Here is a 21,612-nt window from a genome sequence, read left to right on the forward strand (position 1 = left end):
GATGTTCCAGGTCCAGTAGCGTGCAAAACTTCAAAATCGCAGTCGCCCAAATACCGTCGGTTAAAGGGCGCATCGAAGAAAATATTCAAACCCACATCGAAGCCGTTGAGTGCGCCAGTGCCCACGCCGTCTCCATGATCGTGTTCCCGGAGCTGTCCCTCACCGGTTACGAGCCCCAGTTGGCCGGCAGATTGGCAATCAAGGTAAGTGATGCAAGACTACAGCCGTTTCGTGATATGGCCATCCAGCACCGTATCTGCGTGGTTATCGGCGCCCCTCTGAAATCCGACGATCGGCCTGAAATTGGCGCCATCATCTTTTACTCCAATGGACAAACAGACAGCTATGCAAAGATGCACCTTCATCCCGGCGAGGAGCATTATTTCAGGCCTGGAAATGAGATCAAACTACTGGACATTCAAAACCAGAGCGTCGCGTTAGCGATTTGTGCTGACACCAACTCACCGTTGCATGCCCGTGCGTGCGCCGACAAAGGTGCCTCAGTTTATGTTGCCGGCGCTTTAATCGGCGGCGATGGCTACGTGGCGGATACCGAAAAACTCTCCAGCTATGCCAGGGAGCACAAGATGCTCGTAACCATGGCTAACCATAACCAACCAACGGGCAACTGGAAGCCAATTGGCAAAAGCGCTGCCTGGGACCACGGCGGCTGCCTTGCCGTCGCCAGCGAGAGCACCAAAGCTCTGGTGATTTCGCAGCAGATCGATGGCCATTGGCGGTCTGAGGTTGTGGCGTTGTCATCAGGCGCCAGATTAATTTCCTGATGACATCGACTCCTCGGTGTCCTTCCAGGCATCGGAGAGATTGTCATAGGCTCGGGTGAAGCCGTCTTTCACATCCTCCCAGGCGTTGGCTGAACTGCCCTTGAGGCGTTCGTACCAATCCCCGACCTTTTCCCGCTGGGCGCGCAGGGCGTCCAGGCTTTGCTGGGTTTTCTCGCGGCTGGCTTCACTCATGTCGTCCCAGTTCTCGTCCAGGCGCCTTTCCAGCACGTCGATGCGCTGATCGAGCTCGTCCAGCGATTCCTTGATCGATGCGGCAGCTTCGTCCCGTTGCTCGGCAGAGTAGTTGCCCAGCTTGTCGATCAGGTTCTCGGTGTCGTGTTTCAGCTCTTCCATGGTGGGTGGCTGCTGGGCCTCATCGGCGCTTGCTGCCACGGGTACGACGCCCAGCAGGGCAACCAGCATCAGGTGTCGCAACCGGGGCGTTTTGGAAGTCGTGCGTGCGATCGTCATTAATGTCTCCGTGTCGATATACCAGTTATTGCGGATTGCTGTGGCAGGGCGTTAAGTCTTTACCATACTGGAATCATTGAAAGAGGACACTCATCGAATCTGGCCGGGAGACGCTCATGACCCGAACCGCAAAGACGCTGTCTTCGCTCATTTTCAGCATCATCCTGCTGATCGGCGGCAATGCCTTCCTGATGACTCTACTGGGCCTGCGACTGAGTATCGAGGGCGTCAGTCCGGGCGTCATCGGCTGGATCCTGGTGTTCTATTCCTTCGGCTTCGTGGCCGGGACGCTCTTCGCCGGGCGCATCATCGAGCGGGTTGGGCACATCCGTGCGTTTGCCGTGTTCGCGGCCATCCTGGCGGCGTCCATCCTGATCTATCCGATGGCGGTGCAGGCCGGCCTGTGGGGTGGATTGCGCGCGGTCGGTGGCTTTGTGATGGCCGGTCTGATGATCGTCATGGAGAGCTGGTTCAGCAGCAAGGCGGACAACCAGAACCGGGCCAGCCTGTTCGCGATCTACCAGATCGTGTTCTTCCTCTCGACCGCCGGCGGCCAAGTCCTGATCCGGCTGGGGGATCCGGCCGGCTACATTCCGTTCTCCCTGGCGGCCATCCTGGTCGCGCTTGCGGTGGTGCCGCTGTCGCTGACCCGCCGTGAATCGCCAACCATCGTCCAGGGCGAACGCATGTCGTTGCGCCGCCTGTATGGCAAGTCGCCGGTCGGCACCCTGGGCTCACTGGTGGCCGGGCTGCTGATCAGCGCCTTCTATGCCATGGGGCCGGTGTATGCCAACCGCATTGGATTGGATGTGGGCCAGGTCTCTAACTTCATGGCCTCCGCCATCATCGCCGCGATGATCATGGCGTGGCCGGTGGGCCGTTTGTGCGACCGGTTCGACCGCTATCGCGTGATGGTGGTGACGGCGCTGATCGCCGCTGGCTGCAGTCTGGCAGCGGCCTTTATTGGGGGCATGAGTGCCTGGGTGCTGGTGCTTTTCGTGGGACTGTACATGGGCATCAGCGCGACGCTCTACCCGATCGCCGTGGCCATCAGTAACGACCTGATGGACAGCCACCAGATCACCGCCGCCAGTACCGCCCTGCTCCTCAGCTATGGGATCGGCAGCTGCATCGGGCCTGTGGTCAGCGCGGCAGCGATGGAACTGATGGGCCCGGCGGGGCTGTTTGTCAGCAACGCCACCATTCTGGGCCTGCTGATGCTGTTCATGGTGGTCGGCCCCGGACGCCGCAAGCATCCGAGTGTGGAGGAGCAGGAAGACTACTACATGACCACGCCTGAGGTGGCCATCGCGATGGCGGACCTCGATCCGCGGAATCCAGATTTCGAGGAGCACCCGGCCGAAACGACCGAGGAACCGGTCGAGGAGGAATCCGGCGAGCGGCGCGAGGCCGGCTAGGCCATTGCGCCCGCCGGTTTTGCTACGTGTTTATACGGATCGGCCTGTGGGTGTTCAGCCCGTAGACACCGTTCTATGATGGACGGTTCCGTACGATTAACGTGAGACGTATACCGTGGCGTCACTGAACATGCATCTGCTCTCCGCCTTTATTCCCACCTTTTTCCTAGTGTCGCTGACGCCGGGAATGTGCATGACGTTGTCCCTGTCGTTGGGGATTACCATCGGCGTGCGCCGTGCGATGTGGATGATGGTGGGCGAGCTGCTGGGCGTGGGTCTGGTGGCGACGGCGGCCGCGGTGGGTGTGGCGACATTTATGCTCGAGTACCCGACCGCGTTTGCCCTGTTCAAGTATGCGGGGGGCGTCTATCTGGCCTGGCTGGGCATCCAGATGTGGCGCTCGCGCGGCAAGCTGGCGCTCGGGGATCAGGATAAGCCGGCACCGGCGGCTTCCCCCTGGCAGCTGGCGACGCAGGGTTTCGTGACGGCGATTGCCAATCCCAAGGGCTGGGCGTTCTTTATTGCCCTGCTGCCCCCATTTATCGACAGCAAGCTGCCCATGGCACCGCAGCTGACGACGCTGATCCTGATTATCCTGGGTCTGGAATTCATCTGCCTTCAGATCTACGCCCACGGCGGTCGCAAGCTGAGCCAGGCGCTACGTCGCGGTGGCGGCGTGCGCACGGTCAATCGCGTGGCGGGCACCCTGATGATGGGCGTGGCCGCCTGGCTGGCACTGGGCTGATCTTCATGCCTCCCGAAAGAACTGTTCGATCTGTCTGGCCTGGGTCTGCGCGTCCTTGTAGCCCAGGCTGATCAACTCCCGGCAGAAGCGGTGATCGAACATCAGGTAACTCGCCAGACTGGAGCCGGGCGTGTACGCCTCGCTGCTCGCGCCCGCCAGTTTCCGCAACACCAGCGGCATGTTGTCCAGGTGACGGGTGGCGATTTCGCCAATGTCCTCGCTGGGGGAAATTTCCAGCAGATGCACCGGGCGCAGGTCCAGTCCGGACTCTTCCAGCTTTTTCTTCGGCACCAGTTCCAGCAGTTGGTTGATCAGCCGCAGCCGGTCGATGTCGTAGTCCAACGTGTCCAGGAACATGCCATTAAAAACGTGGGCCAGCACCTGACTGAACCCCGGCATCGGTGGCTGCTTGGGGCGACCGGGAAAACACACGTGGTTGGCACTGACCCCCACCACAATCACCCGTTCCGCCCCCAGGCGCAGCGCCGGGCTGATATGGGCCATCTGCCGGGTGACGCCATCCCCGAAGTACTCGCGGTTGATCTTCACGGGGCGAAACACGGTAGGAATCGCCGATGACGCCATGATGTGGTCCAGCGTCAGATTGGTCCGCGCTCCGGCCCGCTGCCCTGTGGTCCAATTGGCCTTGTCCTTGCCCGCCTGGAAAAAACACACGTTCTGCCCGGTCGTATAGCCGCAGGCGTTGATGCCCACGGCGCTGAGTCGATCCTCGTCGATCGCCGTTTTCAGGGCACCGAAATCCACCTCTTTTTCCAGCAAGGCACGCAGCGGGCTGTTGTTGAGCAATGACATGGGTTTTTCACCGGTGCTGTCGGTGATCAGCCGTCGTGCGACGTCGCTGACGTTTCGCAGGATGTCATAACTGTGGCTCTTGTAGATCTGGTCGATCGTCAACTCGGACCAGATGCCTTCCAGGCGCGCGATGTTATGCCGGAACACGCCGCCACCGCTGGCAATGGCCACCGCATTGATAGCGCCGGCCGACGTGCCGGTAATGACCCGGAAAGGGTGCGCCCAGTCCGGATACATCTCCGATATCGCCTTCAGCACGCCGACCTGATAGGCGGCCCGCGCGCCGCCACCGGTGAGGACCACGCCCGTCTGCATCACCCACTCCTGTTCCGCCCGAATCGGTTAACCGTTCCCATAGGATAGTCGAAGCCCTTGGCGGTTCCGGCGACCGGATGACTCAGGCCACCTCCGACGCTAAACTGGGGCGCCTCTGCTCACCCTTCTGATTCCGGGAATTCACTATGACGCTCGCCACCTGGCTAACGGTTGTCACCATCTGTGTTCTGGGCGCCATGTCGCCGGGGCCGTCACTGGCGGTGGTGCTCAAGCAGACCCTGGCCGGTGGCCGGCGCAACGGTGTGGCCGCGGCCCTGCTGCACGGTCTGGGCGTGGGGTTGTATGCGCTGCTGAGCATCATCGGCCTGGCGGCCGTGATCAAGGCGTCGCCGGTAGCCTTCGGGCTGCTGCAATGGGGTGGCGCGCTCTACCTGGCCTGGCTGGGGATGAAAGGCCTCACCTCAAAACGCCGTGAGAACGGCAATCTGCCGGAGGTTCCGACCACCTCCAGTGCGGCGCGGGATGGCTTTCTGGTGGTATTCCTGAACCCCAAGATTGCGGTGTTCTTCATCGCCCTGTTCAGTCAGGTGGTGGGCGTGGACACCTCCTTCGTGGCCAAACTCGGTTACGCCGCCACGGCGATGGTGATTGACGGCGGCTGGTACCTGATCGTCGCCTGGCTGTTTTCCAACCCGCGCTGGCTGTCCCGGTTGCAGCACCACACCGTCTGGTTCGAGCGCCTGTTCGGCGCCATCCTGGTGGGGCTGGCGGGTCGGCTGGTCCTGGGTATACTGCGCCACTGACATCGACACCGGCCCGGGGCGAGTGGCAGGCGTATCGCCCCGGAAGATTCGGATTACCACCCACCTCTTTCCTTTGATGACCGATCCCGCCTATGCTGCAGCAGGGATCGACAAAAAAGAATCCCCCATACCCGTGCGGTCGTATCCATTTTCGTGATCCTCACTGGAGAACGGCAATGAACATCACCATGACCGAGGCCCGTCTCAGACCGGAAACCCACATCGACCTGCTCGAACTCGTTTCCATGGAAGGGCGCTACTACATGGCGCGCTTTTATATTGGCGAGGACGCCTTCATTCTCGTCAATCGGGAGCAACGACCGGTGCTCTTCACCAGCACGTGTGACGCCCGGGACGCATTCCACCACTTCCACATCCATCAGATCGAGATCATCCCGCCGTCTGGAACTGACGAAATGGTCGGCATGACCAGCGATTCGGTGACGGAAATGCGGGTACGGTTTTAGACGGTGTGGAATGGGCCCCGACGGATGGCCGGGGCCCGGGCGGTCAGTCGTTGAGGGTAGTGTAAACGAGCGTGGACATATCGGTATTGTCGGAGCCCGGCACCTCGATGTACCGATCCCCACTGCCCCACAGCTGCCACCACGCGCGTTTGTTGTAGGTGCGGCTGGCGAAGTCCACCAGCAGGCCGTTGAGCGCGGTGTTGTTCACCACCGGTACCGAAATGTTCCCCACTTCGCTACCCAGTACGCCACTGTGGGTGGCGCCCTCGTTCATCAGGATCGGGTAGTGATTGTAGTAGAGACTCGAGGGCGCGTCCTGGCTGGAGACCTTGCCGGCCAGGCTCAGGTTGGACACGCAGGAGTCGATGGCATTGGATGACGCCGAACCGCAGGACGAATGGGTCGGCACCACGCCATCGTCCGTGCCGTCGATAAACGGTTTGGTGACGCCGCCGTAGGACGCACCGCCCGCCACGAATCGCAGGCGAGGAATGCGGTTGGGGCTGACGGCCAGGTTGCGCGCCACGTTGGTTTGCAGGTCGTTGACCACGCCCAGTTTGCCGGGCTGCGGGTCAATGCCGGTGAACAGCTTCACGGCCGCCTTGACCGGCGCCAGATACCAGCTGTCGTTGTAGGCCACGCTCACCGCCAGATCCGCCAGGTCCGTGCCGCCACCGGCGCCGGAGAAGTCCAGCGAAGCCAGTATTTTCAGCGGCGGCAGGCCGTCTGCTGCGAGCCAGCGGGCCTGGTTGTCCAGCAGGTAACGGGTCACCAGGTCGCCGGTGGAATGGGAAACGACGATGCAGTAATCGTTGCACAGCCCTTCCTGGGCAATCGCCTTCACTTGCTGGTAGGCCTGCTGGGCGATCTTGCCTTCGACGCGGCCATCACTGGCCCAGTCGATCCGGGCTTCGGACCGGGAGAGCCAGAAGGTGCGCCAGTAATCCTCGCCGTTGGCTTTGACCGCATCCATATCCGCCGGTGGCGACGCCAGGTCTTCCTGCTGGAAGCCGTGAACCAGGATGACGTTGTGTCCGGCCAGCTGCGCCAGCGCGCCTGTCGAGCAGGTTGCGGCCATCAGGGCGACCGCTATCGTTGTTTTCTTCATGATGTGCTCCGTGTGAGTCGATGTTGTTGTTTTTCCTCACTGCGCCTTCCCGAACCGCCTTCAGACATGACGGTGCCACCGTCGACAGACAACGGCCTCTGATACGGGAAGGTTGCGTTGACCGGGTATCACTCCGGTCTCGTCCGGCGGGCCACTGCGCCACTGCACCTTCAGGCGGTGCGACCTCAGGGCGGACTCGACGGTCGATCAGGCTCCGGTTGCCATCTTTCTCAATATTGCGGCCCGTTGCTCTGATTCGGGATCCCTCGCGGGGATGTCTTCCAGGCGATCCAGCCCCGAGGCGTCGACATCAAAGCCGTCCTCAGGGCCGAAGGCGTAATCGGTCCGGTCACCCGGTCGCGCGGGCAAGCGTCGGATCTGAAGCCCCTTGAGCTGGAGCGTGCCACGGCGGCCGGCCATCACAGAGCCGTGGGCCCGCAGTTCAATATCAGCTTTGGAGCCATCCAGGCGCTGCTCGTGGCTCAGATGCGCCACCGGCTGGCCATTGACGTAGAGATTGGCGCTCAAGGCATAGAAGCCGGCTTCGTCGGGCTCGAACTCGACCGGGATCACCAGATTGTTGTTCTCGATGCGAGTCGTGCCCACGCCACCGAAATCGCCCAGATGGGGTTCGATCGAGAGGGTCGAGACATGGCGCACGGTCTGGCCGTCCACCCGGGCGGACACGATCAGCCGGTATTCGCCGGGCTCGCGGTCGCTGTCCAGCTCGCCCTGGTAGATCCCTTCCGGGGTTCGGGTCAGCGTGGTGCCGGTCTGCGTGCCCGATTGCTCCCCCGTCGCTTCGAGACGGGCTTCGACCCGCTGGCCGACTACCATCGGCCCTTCCAGGCTGGCGACCACCAGGATCGTTTCGCCGCGGGTAAAGCGGTACTTTTCCAGGTTGACGGTGAAGCGCCCGTCATCGGCCAGCGGCAGGGTGACCGCCTGGTATTGATTGCCCGCGTAGGCTTTCGCCTGATCGGGCGAGATGGGTACGGAATAAGCGGGATAGCGAGACGCCGCCTCGTACTGGTCGGCCACCTGCGCCAGCATGAAACGGATGGGACTGTCGCCCGCGGGTGGCTTGGGCGTCGAGCGCTGCGCTGGCGCCGGCCGGGGGACGGTCTGCGCCTGGGGTGTCGCCTTGGCCTGCGCGGTTACAGCCGCAAGGGCGCGCGGGTCTCCGTCATCGGGGACCTGTGACAAGGCAAAGCCAATGCCGGCCGCGGTGCCGACACAGGCCAGAATGAAAAGCGGGCCACGCCAGTGCATTGACCACTCCGTTGATGTGTCTCGTTGTCTTGTTGTTATTGGTTAAAACGTACACACCCACGGATTGGCTTACAAACCGTTACTGTTCAATTTGCAGCCCCAGTTGTCGAATTGCCTGTGATGGCCGTCACATTCACTGACTCTGCTCGGCCCCCCGCAGCATCGCTTGCAGCAGCTCTTCGGCATCAAACTTGGTCAGGGCCTCGTTGGCGCCCACCTGGTTGGCGTAGCTGACACTCATTTCGCTGTTCAGCGACGTGTGGAGAATAATGTAGGGCTGCCTGAGGGAACCGTTGTCACGGACCTGGAACGCCAGTTCGTAGCCGTCCAGACCGGGCATCTCGATGTCGCTCACCAGGATATCGATGGGCCGCCCCTCGGTACCGGCGTTGAGCAGGATCTGCAGCGCCTCGTCGCCGTTGGTGGTCACGAAATAGGGAATGTCCTTGCTGTCGAGCACGTCGGACAGCTGTTTGCGCGCCACCTGGGAATCGTCCACCAGCAGGATATTGAGGGACTTCAGGGTCTCCCGCTGGACATCGGTCAGCACGACCTCGTCCGCGGCCACCGCGCTGGGGTAGACCATCGACAGCAGCAACTCCACATCCATCAACTGGATGACCTCGCCCTCGATGTCCAGCAGTCCCGTGACGAACGCCCGCTTGCCCAGGGCCGAGGGCGGGGTCTTCACCTGCTTCCAGTCCGCTTCGATGATCTTGCGCACGCTGCGCACCACGAAGCCGATTTCCTTGCGCTGGATATCGGTCACGATCACGGAGCTCTGCTGCAATTCCTCGCGCGTCAGGGGCGGATAGCCCACCGCCGCGCCCATGTCGATGACCGGGACGGCGGACCCGCGAAACGTGGTGGTGCCGATCACCGACGGATGACTGTGAGGCAGCTTGGTGAGCTGCGGCAACGGCATGATTTCCCGGATCTTCAGGGTACCGATGGCAAACGATTTCTGGCCGGACAGGCCGAACAACAACAGTTTCTGGGCTTGATGGCTTGGATTGGACATCGTGTTCAGCGATCCCTGGTCAGCGTGTGGTCCGGCTGCGGACGGCGTGGGCCGTCGGCAGCGGGTCAACCTATCGTTAATGAATACTGTTGAACTTAAACCGCCAGGACGAATGGTTCAATTTCCGTTTGTGTCTCGTCACGTCCTGCATCAACGTCCGTGGTAAAATACGGTCACCCGGAACGGTCCTGCCGGACACCGGGTCTCCCGATCGGGAGCATCATGGAACGTTCACTTCGGTGAAGGAGGTTAACGCCATGATCAGTGACAAACTCCGCAACTACCTTGAGAGCAATTCGGTGCATTACCGCACCCAGTTGCACGAACCGACCATCGGTTCGTCCCGTACGGCCCAATCGGCGCATGTCCGCGGCCGGGAATTCGCCAAGACCGTCGTCATCAAATCCGGTGGCCGCCTGTTCATGACGGTTCTGCCGTCCACCGACCAGGTCCACCTGGATCAGCTGAAACAGGCCATGGGCACCCTGGACATGGAGCTGGCCAGCGAAGACGACATCACCAAAGCCTTCCCGGACTGCGAACTGGGCGCCATGCCGCCTTTCGGGAATCTCTACGATATGGATGTCTTTGTCAGCGAGCACCTGCGGGAAGACGATCACATCGCCTTCAACGCCGGCAGTCATGACGAGGTCATGCATATGAGCTATCAGGACTACGACCGACTGGTTCGGCCTCACGTCCTGCACTTCTGATGCACCGTCCGGGGCCGGTGCCCGGCTGCAGCACCGGCCCTCCTTTTCATCCCCTATGCGCTACCACCGCAGCCACTTGCCACGTTGACGGATGATCTATACTCAATCCTGACAGCTCTCGCATCCGACCATGGCCATGGTGGAACACCTCGTGAATGACCAGGGCAACCAGCTGCGGCTGTCGCCCAACCGTTCCCTGAGCTGGCGTGGCAATATCCATGTCTGGCTGGGGTTGCTGATCATTATGGCCGGCATCAACACCGGCATGTGGCTCGCCGGCGCCTGGGTTATCCTGCCGTTTGCCGGACTGGAACTGGCGGCCCTGGCCCTCGGGTTCTACCTGACCGCCCGCCAGTGTCGGCGTCAGGAGCTGTTGTTGATCGCACCGGAACTGTTGCGGCTGGAGAAAGGCATTTTCCACAAGGAGACGGAGTGGACCCTGCCTCGTCGTGCCACCCGCATTCACCTGGTGGCGGCCCGGCACCCCTGGACGCCGCCCCGGCTGTTCCTGTTGCACCAGGAGCTGGAAATCGCACTGGCGCCTTTCCTGAATATGGATGACACCCGACTTCTGGTGGACATCCTGGAAGGCCAGGGTCTCTGCGCCGAACGGCGGCAACCGGATCAGGGCGTGTGGTTCTGAGGCGGGTGTCGATGATAACGATGCAGTGATCCAGCTCCCATAGGGTTGCGTACAGATAGGACGCAACCATTCAAGAGTGGGGAAACGGTTGAATTTGCTCAGTTCGTCCCCATATCGAGAAACAATGCGGTCGACGCCTCATAACCGCATGGGTTTCAAGAGCATTCTGTACCTGATTTTTTGTGTACACCAAAAACTCACGGAAGAGGATGAAATCATGGAACGTTTCGAAGCCGCGGATGCGGAGGACTATTTCCCAGCCTCCCCCTCACGCCCCGTCTATCCGGACAATCTGGCGATAGCCACGGGCATCACAACGGCCTGCCTGTCGGCTGCCGTGCTCGTCATGCTCAACCTGCAGGACATCCTGCCGGGTCTGGCACAGCATCTCGGTCAGCCGCTGCCTTACGAACACAAGCTGTGGTTGTTACCGACCAGCATCGTTGTCCTGTTTGCCAGCTCGATCTGGACCATGGGGCATCTGCGAACCGCCGATCACGAGGTTCATTGACGTTCAACCAACCAGAGGAGATCTTTTGGATACTTCGCAATCGATGATCAAGATCAAGCCAGCCAAGGGACTTTGGATGGCCAAGCACACCGGGCCGCACACGGAAGAGATTGTCAGCCTGTTTGGTAGTAACGTGCTGCCAACCGCATTTGCCAGCGATACCCCCCGTGACGTTGTGATTGCCGCCTTGCGCAAGCGCAACCCCGGCTTTGCCGTTCTCTAGAGAACCGGCGGGTGCCGAGCCCTGATCCATTCCTGCACGATCCAACGTAGATGCCGTGGACTCATGTGAAGCCAGCGGCAACGTTGGTAAAAGAAAAATGTTGGAGGGATATTGCATGAACCGATACCGGAACACCGCTATCGCCTTGGCCGCCTCGCTTTTTGCCGCCGGCGCCGTCCAGGCCGACGCGCCCATGGTGAAGACCCAGGCGCCGGGTTATTACAGCACGATGCTTGGCGACTTCGAAATCACCGCACTGTCTGACGGCACAGTCCAACTGCCAGTCGACAAGCTGCTGCTGAATACCAACGAAGCGCATGTGCGCGACGTGCTGAAAGCACACTTCCTGTCCGCACCGCTGGAAACGTCCGTCAACGGCTACCTGATCAACACGGGCGACAAGCTGGTCCTGATCGACACCGGCGCCGGCAGCCTGTTCGGCCCGACGCTGGGCAAACTGGAAAGCAACCTGGAAGCCGCGGGTTACACGCCGGATGAAGTGGACGAAATCTACATCACCCACATGCATCCGGACCACGTGGGCGGCCTGATCTCCGACGGCAAGGTCGTCTTCCCCAATGCCACGGTCCGCGCGGCCCAGGCCGACGCCGACTACTGGTTGAGCAAAGACGAGATGGAATCGGCACCAGAAGGCAAACTGGGCTTCTTCAAGGGCGCCATAGCCTCCCTCAACCCCTACGTTGAGAGCGGCCACTTCAAGGCCTTCAGCGGCAAGACCGATCTGGTCGACGGCATCGAGGCCATTCCGGACCATGGCCACACGCCGGGCCACAGCATCTACCATGTGGAAAGCGACGGCCAGTCCCTGATGCTCATGGGCGACCTGATTCACGTGGGGTCGGTTCAGTTCTCCGAGCCGTCCATCGCCATCCAGTTCGACAGCAACCCGGACCAGGCCGTCAGCGCCCGTGAATCCGCGTTCGACAACGCGGTGGATACCGGCACGCTCATCGGCTCGGCCCACCTGTCGTTTCCGGGCATGGGTCACCTGAAGGCAGCCGGCGACGGCTATGATTTCATCCCGGTGAACTACGACGCGACGGTCGTGCCACCGAAGTCGGAATAACGATACCCGGAGACCTGTCCGAGTATCCCAAGGCGCCCTCGTGAGGCCGTGTGGAAACTGCTGCGCTTGGCTATACGGCGTTGGAATTGACCTCAAAATGCTCATTTATTGCACATAAACTGCGCTTTTTCGGCCAATTCCGCCTTGTCTAGCCTGCGCTCGCGACGTTTTCACACGGCCTCCTCGCGGCGCCTTTTTTGTGGGCCGGTCAGACGGTGGGGAGATGCGTCAGCGGCAGCGCCGTCGTGTGCTTCATGGTTTCCATCACAAAACTGGCACTGACATCCGACAGGTTGGCGCGGATGATCTGGCGATACAGACGGTCGTAATCCGGCATGTCCGTGACCACCGCCTTGATCAGGTAGTCCAGATCACCGCTCATGCGATGCACTTCCAGAATCTCCGGAATGTCCGCCAGCACCTCCCGGAACTGCTCGGACCATTGGTCGTTGTGCTGATTGGTGCGAATGGAGATGTACACCGTGAGCGGCAGGTTCAGCTTTTCCGGGTCCAGCAGGGTCACCCGCTGACGAATGACGCCGCTTTCCTCCAGCTTCTGGATGCGCCGCCAGCAGGCGGATTTGGACATGCCGACCTTCTCGGCCAGGTCGCCCACGGACAATCCCGCATCCCCCTGCAGCCACTCCAGTAGCTGCCGATCCTGCCTGTCGAGCATGCCTCACCCCACTATCGAAATATAATTTCAGATAAGACCACAACCAAAGAACGATTGTTCGATGTTGATCGATATTAACGCAAAAACAGAAACAATGTGCAGCCCTGGACGCCGTAAACTGGACGGACATTCGATAACAGGGCCAGCACCATGACCGACCTGATCTCCCGAATTCGCGATGCCGTGATTGGCGAGCAGCAACTGATTCCCACGCCGTTTGGCGAGCGCCCGCTGGTCTATGCCGATTACACCGCCTCCGGCCGTTCGCTGGCGATGATCGAATCGGTCATCCGGGATCGGGTCCTGCCCTTCTACGCCAACACCCATACCGAAGCATCGTTGACCGGCGCCCAGACCACCGCCTTCCGCGAGCAGGCGCGTCAATCGATCCGCGACGCGGTCGGCGCCACGGACGACGATGCGGTGATTTTCTGCGGGTCGGGCGCCACGGCGGCCATCCACAAGCTGATCGACATCCTCAACCTGCGCCTGCCGGCGGACCTGGATGCCCGACACCGCCTGGCCGAGCAGATTCCGGAGGCCGAACGGCCCGTGGTGCTGGTGGGGCCTTACGAACATCATTCGAACGAACTGCCCTGGCGCGAAACGATTGCCCGCGTGGTTCGCATTCCCCTGGACGACCGGGGGCAACTGGATCTGGCCTCACTGGAACAGGCACTTGAACGCCACGCGGACCGCTCACTGGTGATCGGGAGCTTCTCGGCGGCCTCCAACGTCACCGGCATCCGCACCGACGTGGACGCCGTCACCCGGCGGCTGAAACGCCATGGCGCCCTCGCCTTCTGGGACTATGCCGCCGCTGGCCCCTACGTGGCGATCCATATGCAGGGCGAGACCGGGGCCGCCAAAGACGCCCTGTTCCTGTCACCCCACAAGTTCATCGGCGGGCCGGGCACGCCAGGCGTGCTGGTGGTGAAAAAACAGCTGCTGAACAACCGCGTGCCGGCCGTTCCTGGCGGCGGCACGGTGTCCTACGTCACGTCGACATCGCACCGTTACGTGGCCAATCCGGAGCGTCGGGAGGAAGGCGGGACGCCGGCGATCATCGAATCCATCCGCGCCGGACTGGTGTTTCGCCTGCAGCAGTCGGTGGGCACGGACACCATCGAATCCCGTGAGCAGGCCTTTGTAAAGCGGGCGCTGACTGAATGGCAAAGCAATCCCAACCTGGACATCCTGGGGCCGACCGACGTGCCGAGGCTGTCCATCGTGTCATTCCGGGTGCGTCACGGCGCGCAGCATCTGCACTACGGCTTCGTGGTCGCCCTGCTCAACGACCTGTTCGGCATCCAGGCCCGGGGCGGCTGTGCCTGCGCCGGTCCCTACGGTCATGAACTGCTGGGGATTAACGAAGCCACCAGCCAGGCCATCGAGAGCCAGGTGGTTGCCGGCGAATCGCTGCTCCGGCCAGGCTGGGTGCGTCTGAACTTCAATTACTTTATCGACGACGCCACCTTCAACTACCTGGTGCACGCCGTGAACCTGATCGCAGAGAACGGCTGGCGTTTGCTGCCGGCCTACCGCTACGACCGCGCGGCCGGCGTCTGGCATCACTCTTCCGGACGGGCGCCGTTGGAAAGTTTGGGGGATATCGACTTCAACCGGCCGGACGAACCGACGCCGCGCAGGAATCAGCGCCCGCTGGCGGATTACCTGACCGCCGGAGAAGCGATTCTGACATCCGGATCCGTCGGGGACGCGGTGGAGACCATGACGCTGTCACCGGAAGCCGAAGCCCTGCGCTGGTTTGTCCGGCCACAGGATGTGGCCTGAAAGCTCAAGGATCAGGCGGTCGCGGTCCGGCGCGAGGTCCAGGACGACCAGGAATACAGCAGCAACGCCGCCCAGATGACGATAAAGCTCAGCAGCTGGATCTGGCTCAGCGGCTCGTTGAAGACGAACAGCGCGATCAGGAACTGCAGGCTGGGGTTGATGTACATCAGGAAGCCCACCGTCGCCAGACGCAGGCGGCGGGCCGCACCGGCAAACGCCAGCAGCGGCAGCGCGGTGACAACGCCACTGGCGATCAGCAGCGTGGTGGGTCGCAGTCCCTCGGCGAAATGGGATTGTCCCAGGTGGTCCAGCCAGCCCAGGGCCAGCAGCCCGACCGGCAGCAGCAGGAGCGTTTCCACGAAAAGACCGGACAGGCCGTCCAGCTCCACCTGCTTGCGTAACAGGCCGTAGGTGCCGAAGGTCATCGCCAGCACCAGCGTAATCCATGGCAGGCTTCCGAGCAGCACCAGCTGGATCAGGATACCGACCCCCGCCAGCCCGACGGCCACACCCTGCAGCCGCTCCATCCGCTCACGCAGCACCAGCATGCCCAGGCCCACATTCACCAGCGGCGTCAGGAAATAACCCAGGCTCGCCTGCAGCACGTGGCGCGATTCCACCGCATAGATGTAGATGCCCCAGTTGGTGGCAATCAGGATCGCGCAGCCCAGCACCCGCCACAGCTTTCGCGGATTGGCAAAGGCCGCCTTGACCGGCAGCCAGCGGCGCAGCACACAGATCACCACCGCCAGGAACACGCTGGACCAGATCACCCGGTGGATCAGCACTTCGTAGGCCGGCACATCCTGGAACAACGCAAAGAACAGCGGAAAGCAGCCCCACATGGTGTAGGCCGACAGTCCGAACAGAACGCCCTTGGTGGTCTCAGAGGTGTTGGCTGGCATGGTGTGCGGTCCCCGAAAAAAGACAGCCAATCTATCATAGGGCACGCGCCCCGAAACGGGACAGTTGGCGGTTGCTGTACCGGCACAGTTAATTCATTTCCTCAGATGCCCCCGCCACGGATTCCTCACAAAAACAGGTGCCAAATTCACGGCTCTGGCCAATAATTCAGACAGGCCACCCAGCCGGGTCCGGCCGGGCGATGGTGCGCACAACGATGCTGGTCCTGGATCCTGAAAACCGCCATTACGATGTGGCGATCATTGGCAGCGGCCCTGCCGGCATTACACTGGCCCTGAGCCTGGCCCGGCTCACCCCGCTTCGCATCGCGCTGCTGGAAAGCGGGCTGCTGGATGCCGACCCGACCATCCAGGCCCTGGCCCGCGCCCAACTCCGGGGAGACCTGGGCGAGGCCTATTTCCCGATGCACACCCAGCGCCGTTTCGGCGGCAGCTCCACCATCTGGGGCGGGTACTGCGCCGTGCTGGAGGAACGGGCCTTTATGGCCGGCGACTGGCCGATCCCCTATTCCGAACTCAAACGCTGGTACCCGGCCGCAGCCGGCATGCTGGAACTGCCGGACAACGCCTACACTCGCCCGCACGTGACCATCGAAGGCACCCGGGACATCGTCTACAAACCGTTCTACCTCAGCCCGCCGGTGCGGTTTAACGAGAAATACGGCGACGAGGTCATCAGCCATCCCCGTATCGATTTAATCCTGGGACACACCTGTACCCGGCTGGAAGCGTCCGGCCGTCAGGTCCGCCGCCTGCTGTTACAGGACTCGCTGGACACCGCCCGCGCCCCGGTTCGACTGCGGGCGGATACGGTCGTCCTCGCCTGCGGCGGCGTGGGCAATCCGCGCCTGCTGCAACTGTCCGGTATTGGCCAGGACCTGCCGGTCGGCGTCGGCTTGATGGAGCACCCGCACATGTATGCCGTCGCCAACATGTACCTGGACTGGCATCGCCTGCAGGATGTGGTGGATCGCCGCGCCAATGCCGTCCACGCGCTGCAGCTTGCCGACGCTTACTGCGTGGCCCACGACGCCCTGTCGTTCAGTGCCGATTTCAACCTGCAGCAACTGGTGTCGGAACCGCTGCTGGGCGAACGCCGGGAGGCGCTGTTCACGCCCGTCAGCCTACGGGCGGAGATCGCCCCCAATCCGGCCAACCGGGTCGGTGACAGCGACGAACTCAACGCCCTGGGCCAGCCACTGCCGCGCATCGACTTCCATTACCGCTTCCGGCAACAGGCGCACCGGACCTGGCAACTGTTTGCGGACGCCCTGCTGCGCACCGGCCTGGGCCGACCGTCGACCCTGCGCCCGGATTTCCAGCTCCACAGCGGCGGCCACCTGATGGGCACCACCCGCATGGGCACGGACCCACGCCAGTCCGTGGTCGATATCAACGCCCGGGTGCACACCACGGATAATCTCTATGTGGCGGGTTCGTCAGTGTTTCCCGCCGGCGGCGCCTCGAACCCCACCTACACCATCATCGCCCTGACCCTACGCCTCGGCGATCACCTGGCTACTCGACTGGGAGGAAACGCCGATGCGACGTCGTGATCTGTTGAAAGGGGCCGGGGTGATCGTGGGACTTGGCCTGACCGGCTGCGCGCCCTGGGTGCAGGACGACACCGCGGCCACCGAAGCCGCTCCCAGTTTGTCCGATCAATTGGCGGAACTGGCGGATGCCCGCTTCAGCGCCAGCGCCAAAGGCCTGAGCAGCCAGGTGCTGTTCGATCGCCTTCGCCAAAACGGCGTGCTGTCCACACAACGGGGGATCAACACGGGCAAACTGCGCGGCCTGGCCCGCAAGGAACCGCTTATCCAGTATCAGGGGTTCTATTACAGCCGGTCGGAACTGGCGCTGTACAACCTGGCCTACCTGGTCCACAAGCCAACCCTGGGGCGCTAACCTGCTTTGCGGGTGGAACCGCGCCCCATGGCCAACACCGCCAGCAGCGCCGAGCCCACCATCAACAACAGCGCGACGGCGTTGAGCACGGGCGTCGAGCCTTCCCGCAGCCGGTTGAACAGGGCCACCGTCAGCGGTGTGTCACTGCCGGTCAGCATCACGGTGGTGTTGAAATTCTCGAACGACATCAGGAACGCCATCGCCGCCGCGCCGAAAATCGACGGCAGCAGCCACGGCAGCGTGACCGTGAACCAGGCCACCACCGGTGTGGCGCCGAGATTGAGGGCGGCTTCTTCCAACTGCCGGTCAAACTTGCGTAAACGGGCGGCAATCACCAGCGTACACAGCGTCGTGATGAACGCCACCTGCCCCGCCACAACCAGCGGCATGCCGGGCCGAAACATATCCAGTTCGATACCCCACTGTTGCGACACCGAATTGGCCATGCCGCTGTAGAACACCAGGATCGACACGCCCAGGATCACACCGGGAATCACCAGCGGCAGCAGCATCACCAGATACAGGAATTCCTTGCCGCGAAACTCCAGCCGCTCGAACAGGATGGCGTTCACGCAGCCCAGGCACACGCAAAGCAGCGTCACCCAGAAAGCAATCACCACGCTGACCCACAGGGCGGACAGCAGGCCGTCGTCATGGAACAGCCCGGTGCGCCCGTTTGAGCCGTCCGCAAAGAACCAGTCCAGCGTAAAGCCTTTCCAGGGCAGCGACGGAAACGACGCGTCGTTGAAGGCGAACACCGCCGTCACCGTCAGCGGCATCGCCAGATAAATGAAGAACAACACCAGATACGCCAGATAGATCCGGTCGAACCATGCGGAGCGCGGTACGGAACGAATCATCAGCCCATCACCTTACGCAGGTTCTGCCCGGTTACCCGCAGCCCGAGCCAGACGATCACCGACGACAGCACCAGCAGGAGCACGCCCAGCGCGGCGCCCTGCTCCCAGTTAAAGCGGGTGATGAACTGGGTAAAGATCTGCTCGGTGAACCAGGCGCTGTCCTTGCCGCCCATCAGGATCGGCGTCAGGTAGCTGCCCAGGGTCAGCATGAACACCACAATGCAGCCGGACACCACGCCAGGCATGGCCCAGGGCACGATGATTTCCCGCAGCACCGTCCAGTGGTTACCGCCCAGATCGTAGCCGGCTTCCACCAGGTTTTCGTCCATGCCGTCCAGCGTGGTCACCAGCGGCACCACCATGAACAGCAAGCCGTTGTAGACCAGACCGATGATCACGGCGGCGTCGTTGTAGAGCATTTCCACCGGACCGTCCGCCAGCCCCAGCGCCTGCAGCCAGGTGCTGAACAGGCCGCTCTCGCGCAGCAGGATCATCCAGCCGTAGGTGCGCACCAGCTCGCTGGCCCAGAACGGAATCAGGCACGCCAGGAACAGGAAGCCCTTGGCCCGGCCGCGGGCCAGCCGGGCGATGTACCAGGCAATGGGAAAGGCAATCACCAGCGTCAGGAAAGTGGTGAACAGGGACATCACGCCCGTGCGCACGAAGGTCCGCCAGTAATAAGATTCGGAAAAGAAGTTCTGGTACTGCTCCAGCCCCAGGGTCACCGTGTCCCAGCTTTCCCGCACGTGGAACGACACCCGCAGCATCTGCAGATGAGGCAGCAGCACCAGCAGGACAATCCAGAGGACAAACGGCGTCATCAACAGGCACAGGGACAGCTTGCTCGCGCTTGATCTCACACGCGCTCTCCGGCAAACACCGTGGCCCGCTGCGGGTCCCAGCCCAGTTGGATGGCCGAGTCCGGCGACAGGTTCGAGACCGAGCCGTCCTGGGGCAGCCGAGCGAAGATGGTCTGGTCCGCCACGCCCGCTTCGATCCGGCTGTTGGCGCCGTCAAACAGGGTCGTCGTCACGGTCGCCTGCATGCGGCTGTAGCCGTCGGGTACCGCGCCGTTCATCACCAGGGATTCGGGACGAATGAACAGGTCTGCCCGGCGACCGGCTGCAATGCCCTCACCCGCGATCCGGCCAGTGACTTCCTCGCCGCTCTGGAGCCGCAATCGAGCCAGATCGCCGTCCACCGAGATGACGTCGCCGGACAACCGGTTGTTGTCCCCAACGAAGCCCGCCACGAACGGCGTCGCCGGGTCGCGGTACAGGGTCTCCGGCGCGGCCACCTGATCGAATCGGCCCTGGCGCATCACCGCCACCTGATCCGACATCACCATGGCTTCGGACTGGTCGTGGGTGATGTACACGAAGGTGGTGCCGAAGGCTTTCTGCAGGTGCTTGAGCTCGACTTTCATCTGCTCGCGCAGCTTCAGGTCGAGCGCGCCGAGGGGTTCGTCCAGCAGCAGCAGCGTGGGTTCGAGCACGAGGCACCGCGCCAAAGCCACCCGCTGGCGCTGGCCACCGCTCAACTGCTGGGGATTGCGATCTTCCAGCCCCGGCAGGCCCACCTGCTCCAGCACCCGGGCAATCTTCCTGGTGCGTTCCGCCGCCGGTACTTTCTGGCGACGCAGGCCATAACCGATGTTGTCGCCCACCGACATGGTCGGGAACAGCGCCAGATGCTGGAACACCATGTTCACCGGCCGCTTGTTGGGCGGCACGTCGTTCATCCGGGCGCCGCGAATCTGGATCTCGCCGCTGTCGGGCCGATCGAACCCCGCCAGCAGCCGCAGCAAGGTGGTCTTGCCGCAGCCGGACGGGCCCAGGATGGAAAAGAAGGTGCCCGCAGGCACGTCGAGGGACACCCGGTCCACCGCGGTGTGATCACCGAAGCGGCGGACCAGGTCGGTACAGAAGATATCGGAAGCCATGGATGATCCGATCAGTTGGCAGCCTGGACGCGGTCCAGCACCTGCCCTTCCATGGCTTCCAGCCCCGGCGGAACCGGCGGGTACCACTTGATGTTGTTCAGGGCCTTTTCGTCGAAGCTCTGGCGATAGGCATCGCGCAGGTCCGCTTTCACGAATTCATCGGCGCCCTTGGAGGCGGTGAAGTTGCCGGACTGGTTGGTGATCTTGGCGGCGATTTCCGGCTGCATCACGAAGTTGATCCACTTGTAGGCGGCGTCCACGTTTTCACTGCGACGCGGCAGCGCGAAGGTGTCGATCCAGCCCAGGGCGCCGGATTTCGGAGCCACGAAGCTGATGTCCGGGTTCTCGCCGTGGAGTTTCCAGCCGCCGGCGTCCCACGCCATGGCCGCCTTCACTTCACCGGTGCGCATCAGGGCCAGCAGCTGGTCGCCACCGGTCCAGTAAGTCTTCACGTTGGCTTTGCAGTCGATCAGCTTGTCCTCGACCTTGGCCAGGATGGACTGGTACTTGTCCTTGTCGTCGTAGGCGGCGAACGGGTCCTCGCCCAGCGCGAAGGCAAAGCCGATCAGCGTCGGGCGCTTGAGGCGGTAGCTGACCTTGCCCGCCACCGCATCGTCACACAGGTCGGTGTAATCGGTGACGGTGTCCGCCACGTCCTTGTTCACGATCAGGCCGCTGGTGCCCCAGACCGCCGGCACACCATACTGCTTGCCATTCAGGGAAGTGGATTTCTCGGTGGCCTTGAGCATGGACGGCTGGATCTGGTCCGTGTCGATCTTGCCCAGGTCGATGGGCTGGTAGATGTTGAACTGGCGCTGGACACCGATGATCCGGTCCTGGCTCGGCTGGGCCAGGTCAAAGCCGGCACCGCCGGTGGCCCGCAGCTTGGAGATCATGTCTTCATTGTTGGAGAGCGTAATCTTCACATCGATGCCGGTTTCTTTCTCAAACTGGGCGACCACGTCGTCCGGGGCGTAGCCACCCCAGGTGATCAGGCGCAGTTCCTCGGCCAGGGTCGAGGTGGAAAAAACGGCTGCGGTCAGGAACGCGGCAAGCGCTCCGGTGCGGGTCAGGCTGGTTCTGGGCTGGCTGTCCATGCGATGTCCTCGTCTTAAACGCCGGTTATTGCCCGGCACGGACCAGTCATGGAACA

The 21,612-nt window shown here is 62.3% G+C and carries 24 protein-coding genes; 13 read left to right on the forward strand and 11 right to left on the reverse strand.

What is annotated here, in order from left to right:
* Positions 1–20: 20 nt before the first annotated feature.
* Entirely contained in the window at positions 21–785 is a 765-nt protein-coding gene (locus EB809_RS01850; protein WP_123632954.1) for a carbon-nitrogen hydrolase family protein, read from the forward strand.
* Here EB809_RS01850 and EB809_RS01855 read toward each other — a convergent pair.
* On the reverse strand, positions 774–1,256 hold the full coding sequence (locus EB809_RS01855) for a hypothetical protein (RefSeq protein ID WP_123632956.1): 483 nt from the start codon (positions 1,254–1,256) through the stop codon (positions 774–776). The genes EB809_RS01850 and EB809_RS01855 overlap by 12 nt on opposite strands.
* A gap of 116 nt (positions 1,257–1,372) precedes the next feature.
* Between EB809_RS01855 and EB809_RS01860 the strand changes: the two genes are divergently transcribed.
* Both EB809_RS01860 and EB809_RS01865 read left to right on the forward strand, forming a co-directional pair.
* Positions 1,373–2,674: an MFS transporter gene (locus tag EB809_RS01860; protein WP_123632958.1), complete on the forward strand. Its 1,302-nt coding sequence runs from the start codon at positions 1,373–1,375 to the stop codon at positions 2,672–2,674.
* A gap of 115 nt (positions 2,675–2,789) precedes the next feature.
* Positions 2,790–3,419 carry a LysE family translocator gene (locus EB809_RS01865; RefSeq protein WP_223807766.1) on the forward strand — a complete coding sequence of 210 codons (630 nt, stop codon included), beginning with the start codon at positions 2,790–2,792 and terminating at the stop codon, positions 3,417–3,419.
* A 3-nt stretch (positions 3,420–3,422) separates the two neighbouring features.
* Here EB809_RS01865 and EB809_RS01870 read toward each other — a convergent pair whose 3' ends face one another.
* Positions 3,423–4,547: a patatin-like phospholipase family protein gene (locus EB809_RS01870; protein ID WP_123632960.1), complete on the reverse strand. Its 1,125-nt coding sequence runs from the start codon at positions 4,545–4,547 to the stop codon at positions 3,423–3,425.
* A gap of 146 nt (positions 4,548–4,693) precedes the next feature.
* Between EB809_RS01870 and EB809_RS01875 the strand changes: the two genes are divergently transcribed.
* Together EB809_RS01875 and EB809_RS01880 are read left to right on the forward strand one after the other, a co-directional pair.
* On the forward strand, positions 4,694–5,311 hold the full coding sequence (locus tag EB809_RS01875; RefSeq protein WP_123632962.1) for a LysE family translocator: 618 nt from the start codon (positions 4,694–4,696) through the stop codon (positions 5,309–5,311).
* Between the two features lie 176 nt (positions 5,312–5,487).
* On the forward strand, positions 5,488–5,778 hold the full coding sequence (locus EB809_RS01880; RefSeq protein WP_123632964.1) for a DUF6482 family protein: 291 nt from the start codon (positions 5,488–5,490) through the stop codon (positions 5,776–5,778).
* A 43-nt stretch (positions 5,779–5,821) separates the two neighbouring features.
* Here EB809_RS01880 and EB809_RS01885 read toward each other — a convergent pair whose 3' ends face one another.
* The 3 genes from EB809_RS01885 to EB809_RS01895 form a co-directional block, all read right to left on the reverse strand.
* On the reverse strand, positions 5,822–6,886 hold the full coding sequence (locus EB809_RS01885) for a hypothetical protein (protein ID WP_223807767.1): 1,065 nt from the start codon (positions 6,884–6,886) through the stop codon (positions 5,822–5,824).
* A gap of 207 nt (positions 6,887–7,093) precedes the next feature.
* Entirely contained in the window at positions 7,094–8,158 is a 1,065-nt protein-coding gene (locus EB809_RS01890) for a hypothetical protein (protein WP_123632966.1), read from the reverse strand.
* Between the two features lie 133 nt (positions 8,159–8,291).
* The gene (locus EB809_RS01895) at positions 8,292–9,179 is read right to left on the reverse strand and encodes a chemotaxis protein (protein WP_123632968.1); all 888 of its coding nucleotides are present in this window, start codon (positions 9,177–9,179) and stop codon (positions 8,292–8,294) included.
* A 257-nt stretch (positions 9,180–9,436) separates the two neighbouring features.
* Here EB809_RS01895 and EB809_RS01900 point away from each other — a divergent pair, with 257 nt between their 5' ends.
* From EB809_RS01900 to EB809_RS01920, 5 genes are all read left to right on the forward strand, one after another.
* Entirely contained in the window at positions 9,437–9,892 is a 456-nt protein-coding gene (locus EB809_RS01900; RefSeq protein ID WP_123632969.1) for an aminoacyl-tRNA deacylase, read from the forward strand.
* A gap of 136 nt (positions 9,893–10,028) precedes the next feature.
* A complete protein-coding gene (locus EB809_RS01905) occupies positions 10,029–10,535 on the forward strand; it encodes a DUF2244 domain-containing protein (protein WP_123632971.1) in 507 nt (168 codons plus the stop codon).
* Positions 10,536–10,752: 217 nt separating this feature from the next.
* Positions 10,753–11,046 (forward strand): hypothetical protein, encoded by a 294-nt coding sequence (locus tag EB809_RS01910; protein ID WP_123632973.1) that lies wholly within the window; start codon positions 10,753–10,755, stop codon positions 11,044–11,046.
* 25 nt (positions 11,047–11,071) lie between these two features.
* On the forward strand, positions 11,072–11,269 hold the full coding sequence (locus EB809_RS01915; RefSeq protein ID WP_123632975.1) for a hypothetical protein: 198 nt from the start codon (positions 11,072–11,074) through the stop codon (positions 11,267–11,269).
* A gap of 115 nt (positions 11,270–11,384) precedes the next feature.
* Positions 11,385–12,356, forward strand: a complete 972-nt coding sequence (locus EB809_RS01920) for an MBL fold metallo-hydrolase (RefSeq protein ID WP_223807768.1) — start codon at positions 11,385–11,387, stop codon at positions 12,354–12,356.
* Between the two features lie 208 nt (positions 12,357–12,564).
* On the opposite strand, the gene EB809_RS01925 is transcribed toward EB809_RS01920, so the two are convergent.
* Positions 12,565–13,032, reverse strand: coding sequence for an Lrp/AsnC family transcriptional regulator (locus EB809_RS01925; RefSeq protein WP_123632979.1), 468 nt, complete (start codon positions 13,030–13,032; stop codon positions 12,565–12,567).
* A 150-nt stretch (positions 13,033–13,182) separates the two neighbouring features.
* On the opposite strand from EB809_RS01925, the gene EB809_RS01930 reads away from it, so the two are divergent.
* Positions 13,183–14,826, forward strand: a complete 1,644-nt coding sequence (locus EB809_RS01930; protein ID WP_123632981.1) for an aminotransferase class V-fold PLP-dependent enzyme — start codon at positions 13,183–13,185, stop codon at positions 14,824–14,826.
* An 11-nt stretch (positions 14,827–14,837) separates the two neighbouring features.
* On the opposite strand, the gene rarD is transcribed toward EB809_RS01930, so the two are convergent.
* A complete protein-coding gene (gene rarD / locus EB809_RS01935; RefSeq protein WP_123632983.1) occupies positions 14,838–15,731 on the reverse strand; it encodes an EamA family transporter RarD in 894 nt (297 codons plus the stop codon).
* A gap of 200 nt (positions 15,732–15,931) precedes the next feature.
* Here rarD and EB809_RS01940 point away from each other — a divergent pair, with 200 nt between their 5' ends.
* Both EB809_RS01940 and EB809_RS01945 read left to right on the forward strand, forming a co-directional pair.
* Positions 15,932–17,305, forward strand: coding sequence for a GMC oxidoreductase (locus tag EB809_RS01940; protein WP_123632984.1), 1,374 nt, complete (start codon positions 15,932–15,934; stop codon positions 17,303–17,305).
* The gene (locus EB809_RS01945) at positions 17,292–17,657 is read left to right on the forward strand and encodes a twin-arginine translocation signal domain-containing protein (protein ID WP_123632986.1); all 366 of its coding nucleotides are present in this window, start codon (positions 17,292–17,294) and stop codon (positions 17,655–17,657) included. The genes EB809_RS01940 and EB809_RS01945 overlap by 14 nt, the downstream gene beginning before the upstream one ends.
* Here the strand turns inward: EB809_RS01945 and EB809_RS01950 are convergent.
* From EB809_RS01950 to EB809_RS01965, 4 genes are read right to left on the reverse strand one after another with little or no spacing between them, the layout of a single operon-like run.
* Positions 17,654–18,517 carry an ABC transporter permease gene (locus tag EB809_RS01950; RefSeq protein ID WP_123632989.1) on the reverse strand — a complete coding sequence of 288 codons (864 nt, stop codon included), beginning with the start codon at positions 18,515–18,517 and terminating at the stop codon, positions 17,654–17,656. The two genes, EB809_RS01945 and EB809_RS01950, sit on opposite strands and share 4 nt — an antisense overlap.
* On the reverse strand, positions 18,517–19,377 hold the full coding sequence (locus tag EB809_RS01955) for an ABC transporter permease (RefSeq protein WP_263316957.1): 861 nt from the start codon (positions 19,375–19,377) through the stop codon (positions 18,517–18,519). Before EB809_RS01955 ends, EB809_RS01950 begins: the two co-directional genes overlap by 1 nt.
* Positions 19,374–20,459 (reverse strand): ABC transporter ATP-binding protein, encoded by a 1,086-nt coding sequence (locus tag EB809_RS01960; RefSeq protein ID WP_123632990.1) that lies wholly within the window; start codon positions 20,457–20,459, stop codon positions 19,374–19,376. The genes EB809_RS01955 and EB809_RS01960 overlap by 4 nt, the downstream gene beginning before the upstream one ends.
* 11 nt (positions 20,460–20,470) lie before the next feature.
* Positions 20,471–21,556: an extracellular solute-binding protein gene (locus EB809_RS01965; RefSeq protein WP_123632992.1), complete on the reverse strand. Its 1,086-nt coding sequence runs from the start codon at positions 21,554–21,556 to the stop codon at positions 20,471–20,473.
* Positions 21,557–21,612 lie beyond the last annotated feature (56 nt).

This window comes from Marinobacter sp. R17 (genome assembly GCF_003789045.1).
Classification (GTDB): domain Bacteria; phylum Pseudomonadota; class Gammaproteobacteria; order Pseudomonadales; family Oleiphilaceae; genus Marinobacter_A; species Marinobacter_A mangrovi.

What these genes read in the sequence shown, in the direction of transcription:
- EB809_RS01855 (WP_123632956.1), bottom strand. Translation starts at nt 1,256, where the DNA reads ATGACGATCGCACGCACGACTTCCAAAACGCCCCGGTTGCGACACCTG.
- EB809_RS01860 (WP_123632958.1), top strand. Translation starts at nt 1,373, where the DNA reads ATGACCCGAACCGCAAAGACGCTGTCTTCGCTCATTTTCAGCATCATC.
- EB809_RS01870 (WP_123632960.1), bottom strand. Translation starts at nt 4,547, where the DNA reads ATGCAGACGGGCGTGGTCCTCACCGGTGGCGGCGCGCGGGCCGCCTAT.
- EB809_RS01875 (WP_123632962.1), top strand. Translation starts at nt 4,694, where the DNA reads ATGACGCTCGCCACCTGGCTAACGGTTGTCACCATCTGTGTTCTGGGC.
- EB809_RS01880 (WP_123632964.1), top strand. Translation starts at nt 5,488, where the DNA reads ATGAACATCACCATGACCGAGGCCCGTCTCAGACCGGAAACCCACATC.
- EB809_RS01885 (WP_223807767.1), bottom strand. Translation starts at nt 6,886, where the DNA reads ATGAAGAAAACAACGATAGCGGTCGCCCTGATGGCCGCAACCTGCTCG.
- EB809_RS01890 (WP_123632966.1), bottom strand. Translation starts at nt 8,158, where the DNA reads ATGCACTGGCGTGGCCCGCTTTTCATTCTGGCCTGTGTCGGCACCGCG.
- EB809_RS01895 (WP_123632968.1), bottom strand. Translation starts at nt 9,179, where the DNA reads ATGTCCAATCCAAGCCATCAAGCCCAGAAACTGTTGTTGTTCGGCCTG.
- EB809_RS01900 (WP_123632969.1), top strand. Translation starts at nt 9,437, where the DNA reads ATGATCAGTGACAAACTCCGCAACTACCTTGAGAGCAATTCGGTGCAT.
- EB809_RS01905 (WP_123632971.1), top strand. Translation starts at nt 10,029, where the DNA reads ATGGTGGAACACCTCGTGAATGACCAGGGCAACCAGCTGCGGCTGTCG.
- EB809_RS01910 (WP_123632973.1), top strand. Translation starts at nt 10,753, where the DNA reads ATGGAACGTTTCGAAGCCGCGGATGCGGAGGACTATTTCCCAGCCTCC.
- EB809_RS01920 (WP_223807768.1), top strand. Translation starts at nt 11,385, where the DNA reads ATGAACCGATACCGGAACACCGCTATCGCCTTGGCCGCCTCGCTTTTT.
- EB809_RS01925 (WP_123632979.1), bottom strand. Translation starts at nt 13,032, where the DNA reads ATGCTCGACAGGCAGGATCGGCAGCTACTGGAGTGGCTGCAGGGGGAT.
- EB809_RS01930 (WP_123632981.1), top strand. Translation starts at nt 13,183, where the DNA reads ATGACCGACCTGATCTCCCGAATTCGCGATGCCGTGATTGGCGAGCAG.
- rarD (WP_123632983.1), bottom strand. Translation starts at nt 15,731, where the DNA reads ATGCCAGCCAACACCTCTGAGACCACCAAGGGCGTTCTGTTCGGACTG.
- EB809_RS01940 (WP_123632984.1), top strand. Translation starts at nt 15,932, where the DNA reads ATGGTGCGCACAACGATGCTGGTCCTGGATCCTGAAAACCGCCATTAC.
- EB809_RS01945 (WP_123632986.1), top strand. Translation starts at nt 17,292, where the DNA reads ATGCGACGTCGTGATCTGTTGAAAGGGGCCGGGGTGATCGTGGGACTT.
- EB809_RS01950 (WP_123632989.1), bottom strand. Translation starts at nt 18,517, where the DNA reads ATGATTCGTTCCGTACCGCGCTCCGCATGGTTCGACCGGATCTATCTG.
- EB809_RS01960 (WP_123632990.1), bottom strand. Translation starts at nt 20,459, where the DNA reads ATGGCTTCCGATATCTTCTGTACCGACCTGGTCCGCCGCTTCGGTGAT.
- EB809_RS01965 (WP_123632992.1), bottom strand. Translation starts at nt 21,556, where the DNA reads ATGGACAGCCAGCCCAGAACCAGCCTGACCCGCACCGGAGCGCTTGCC.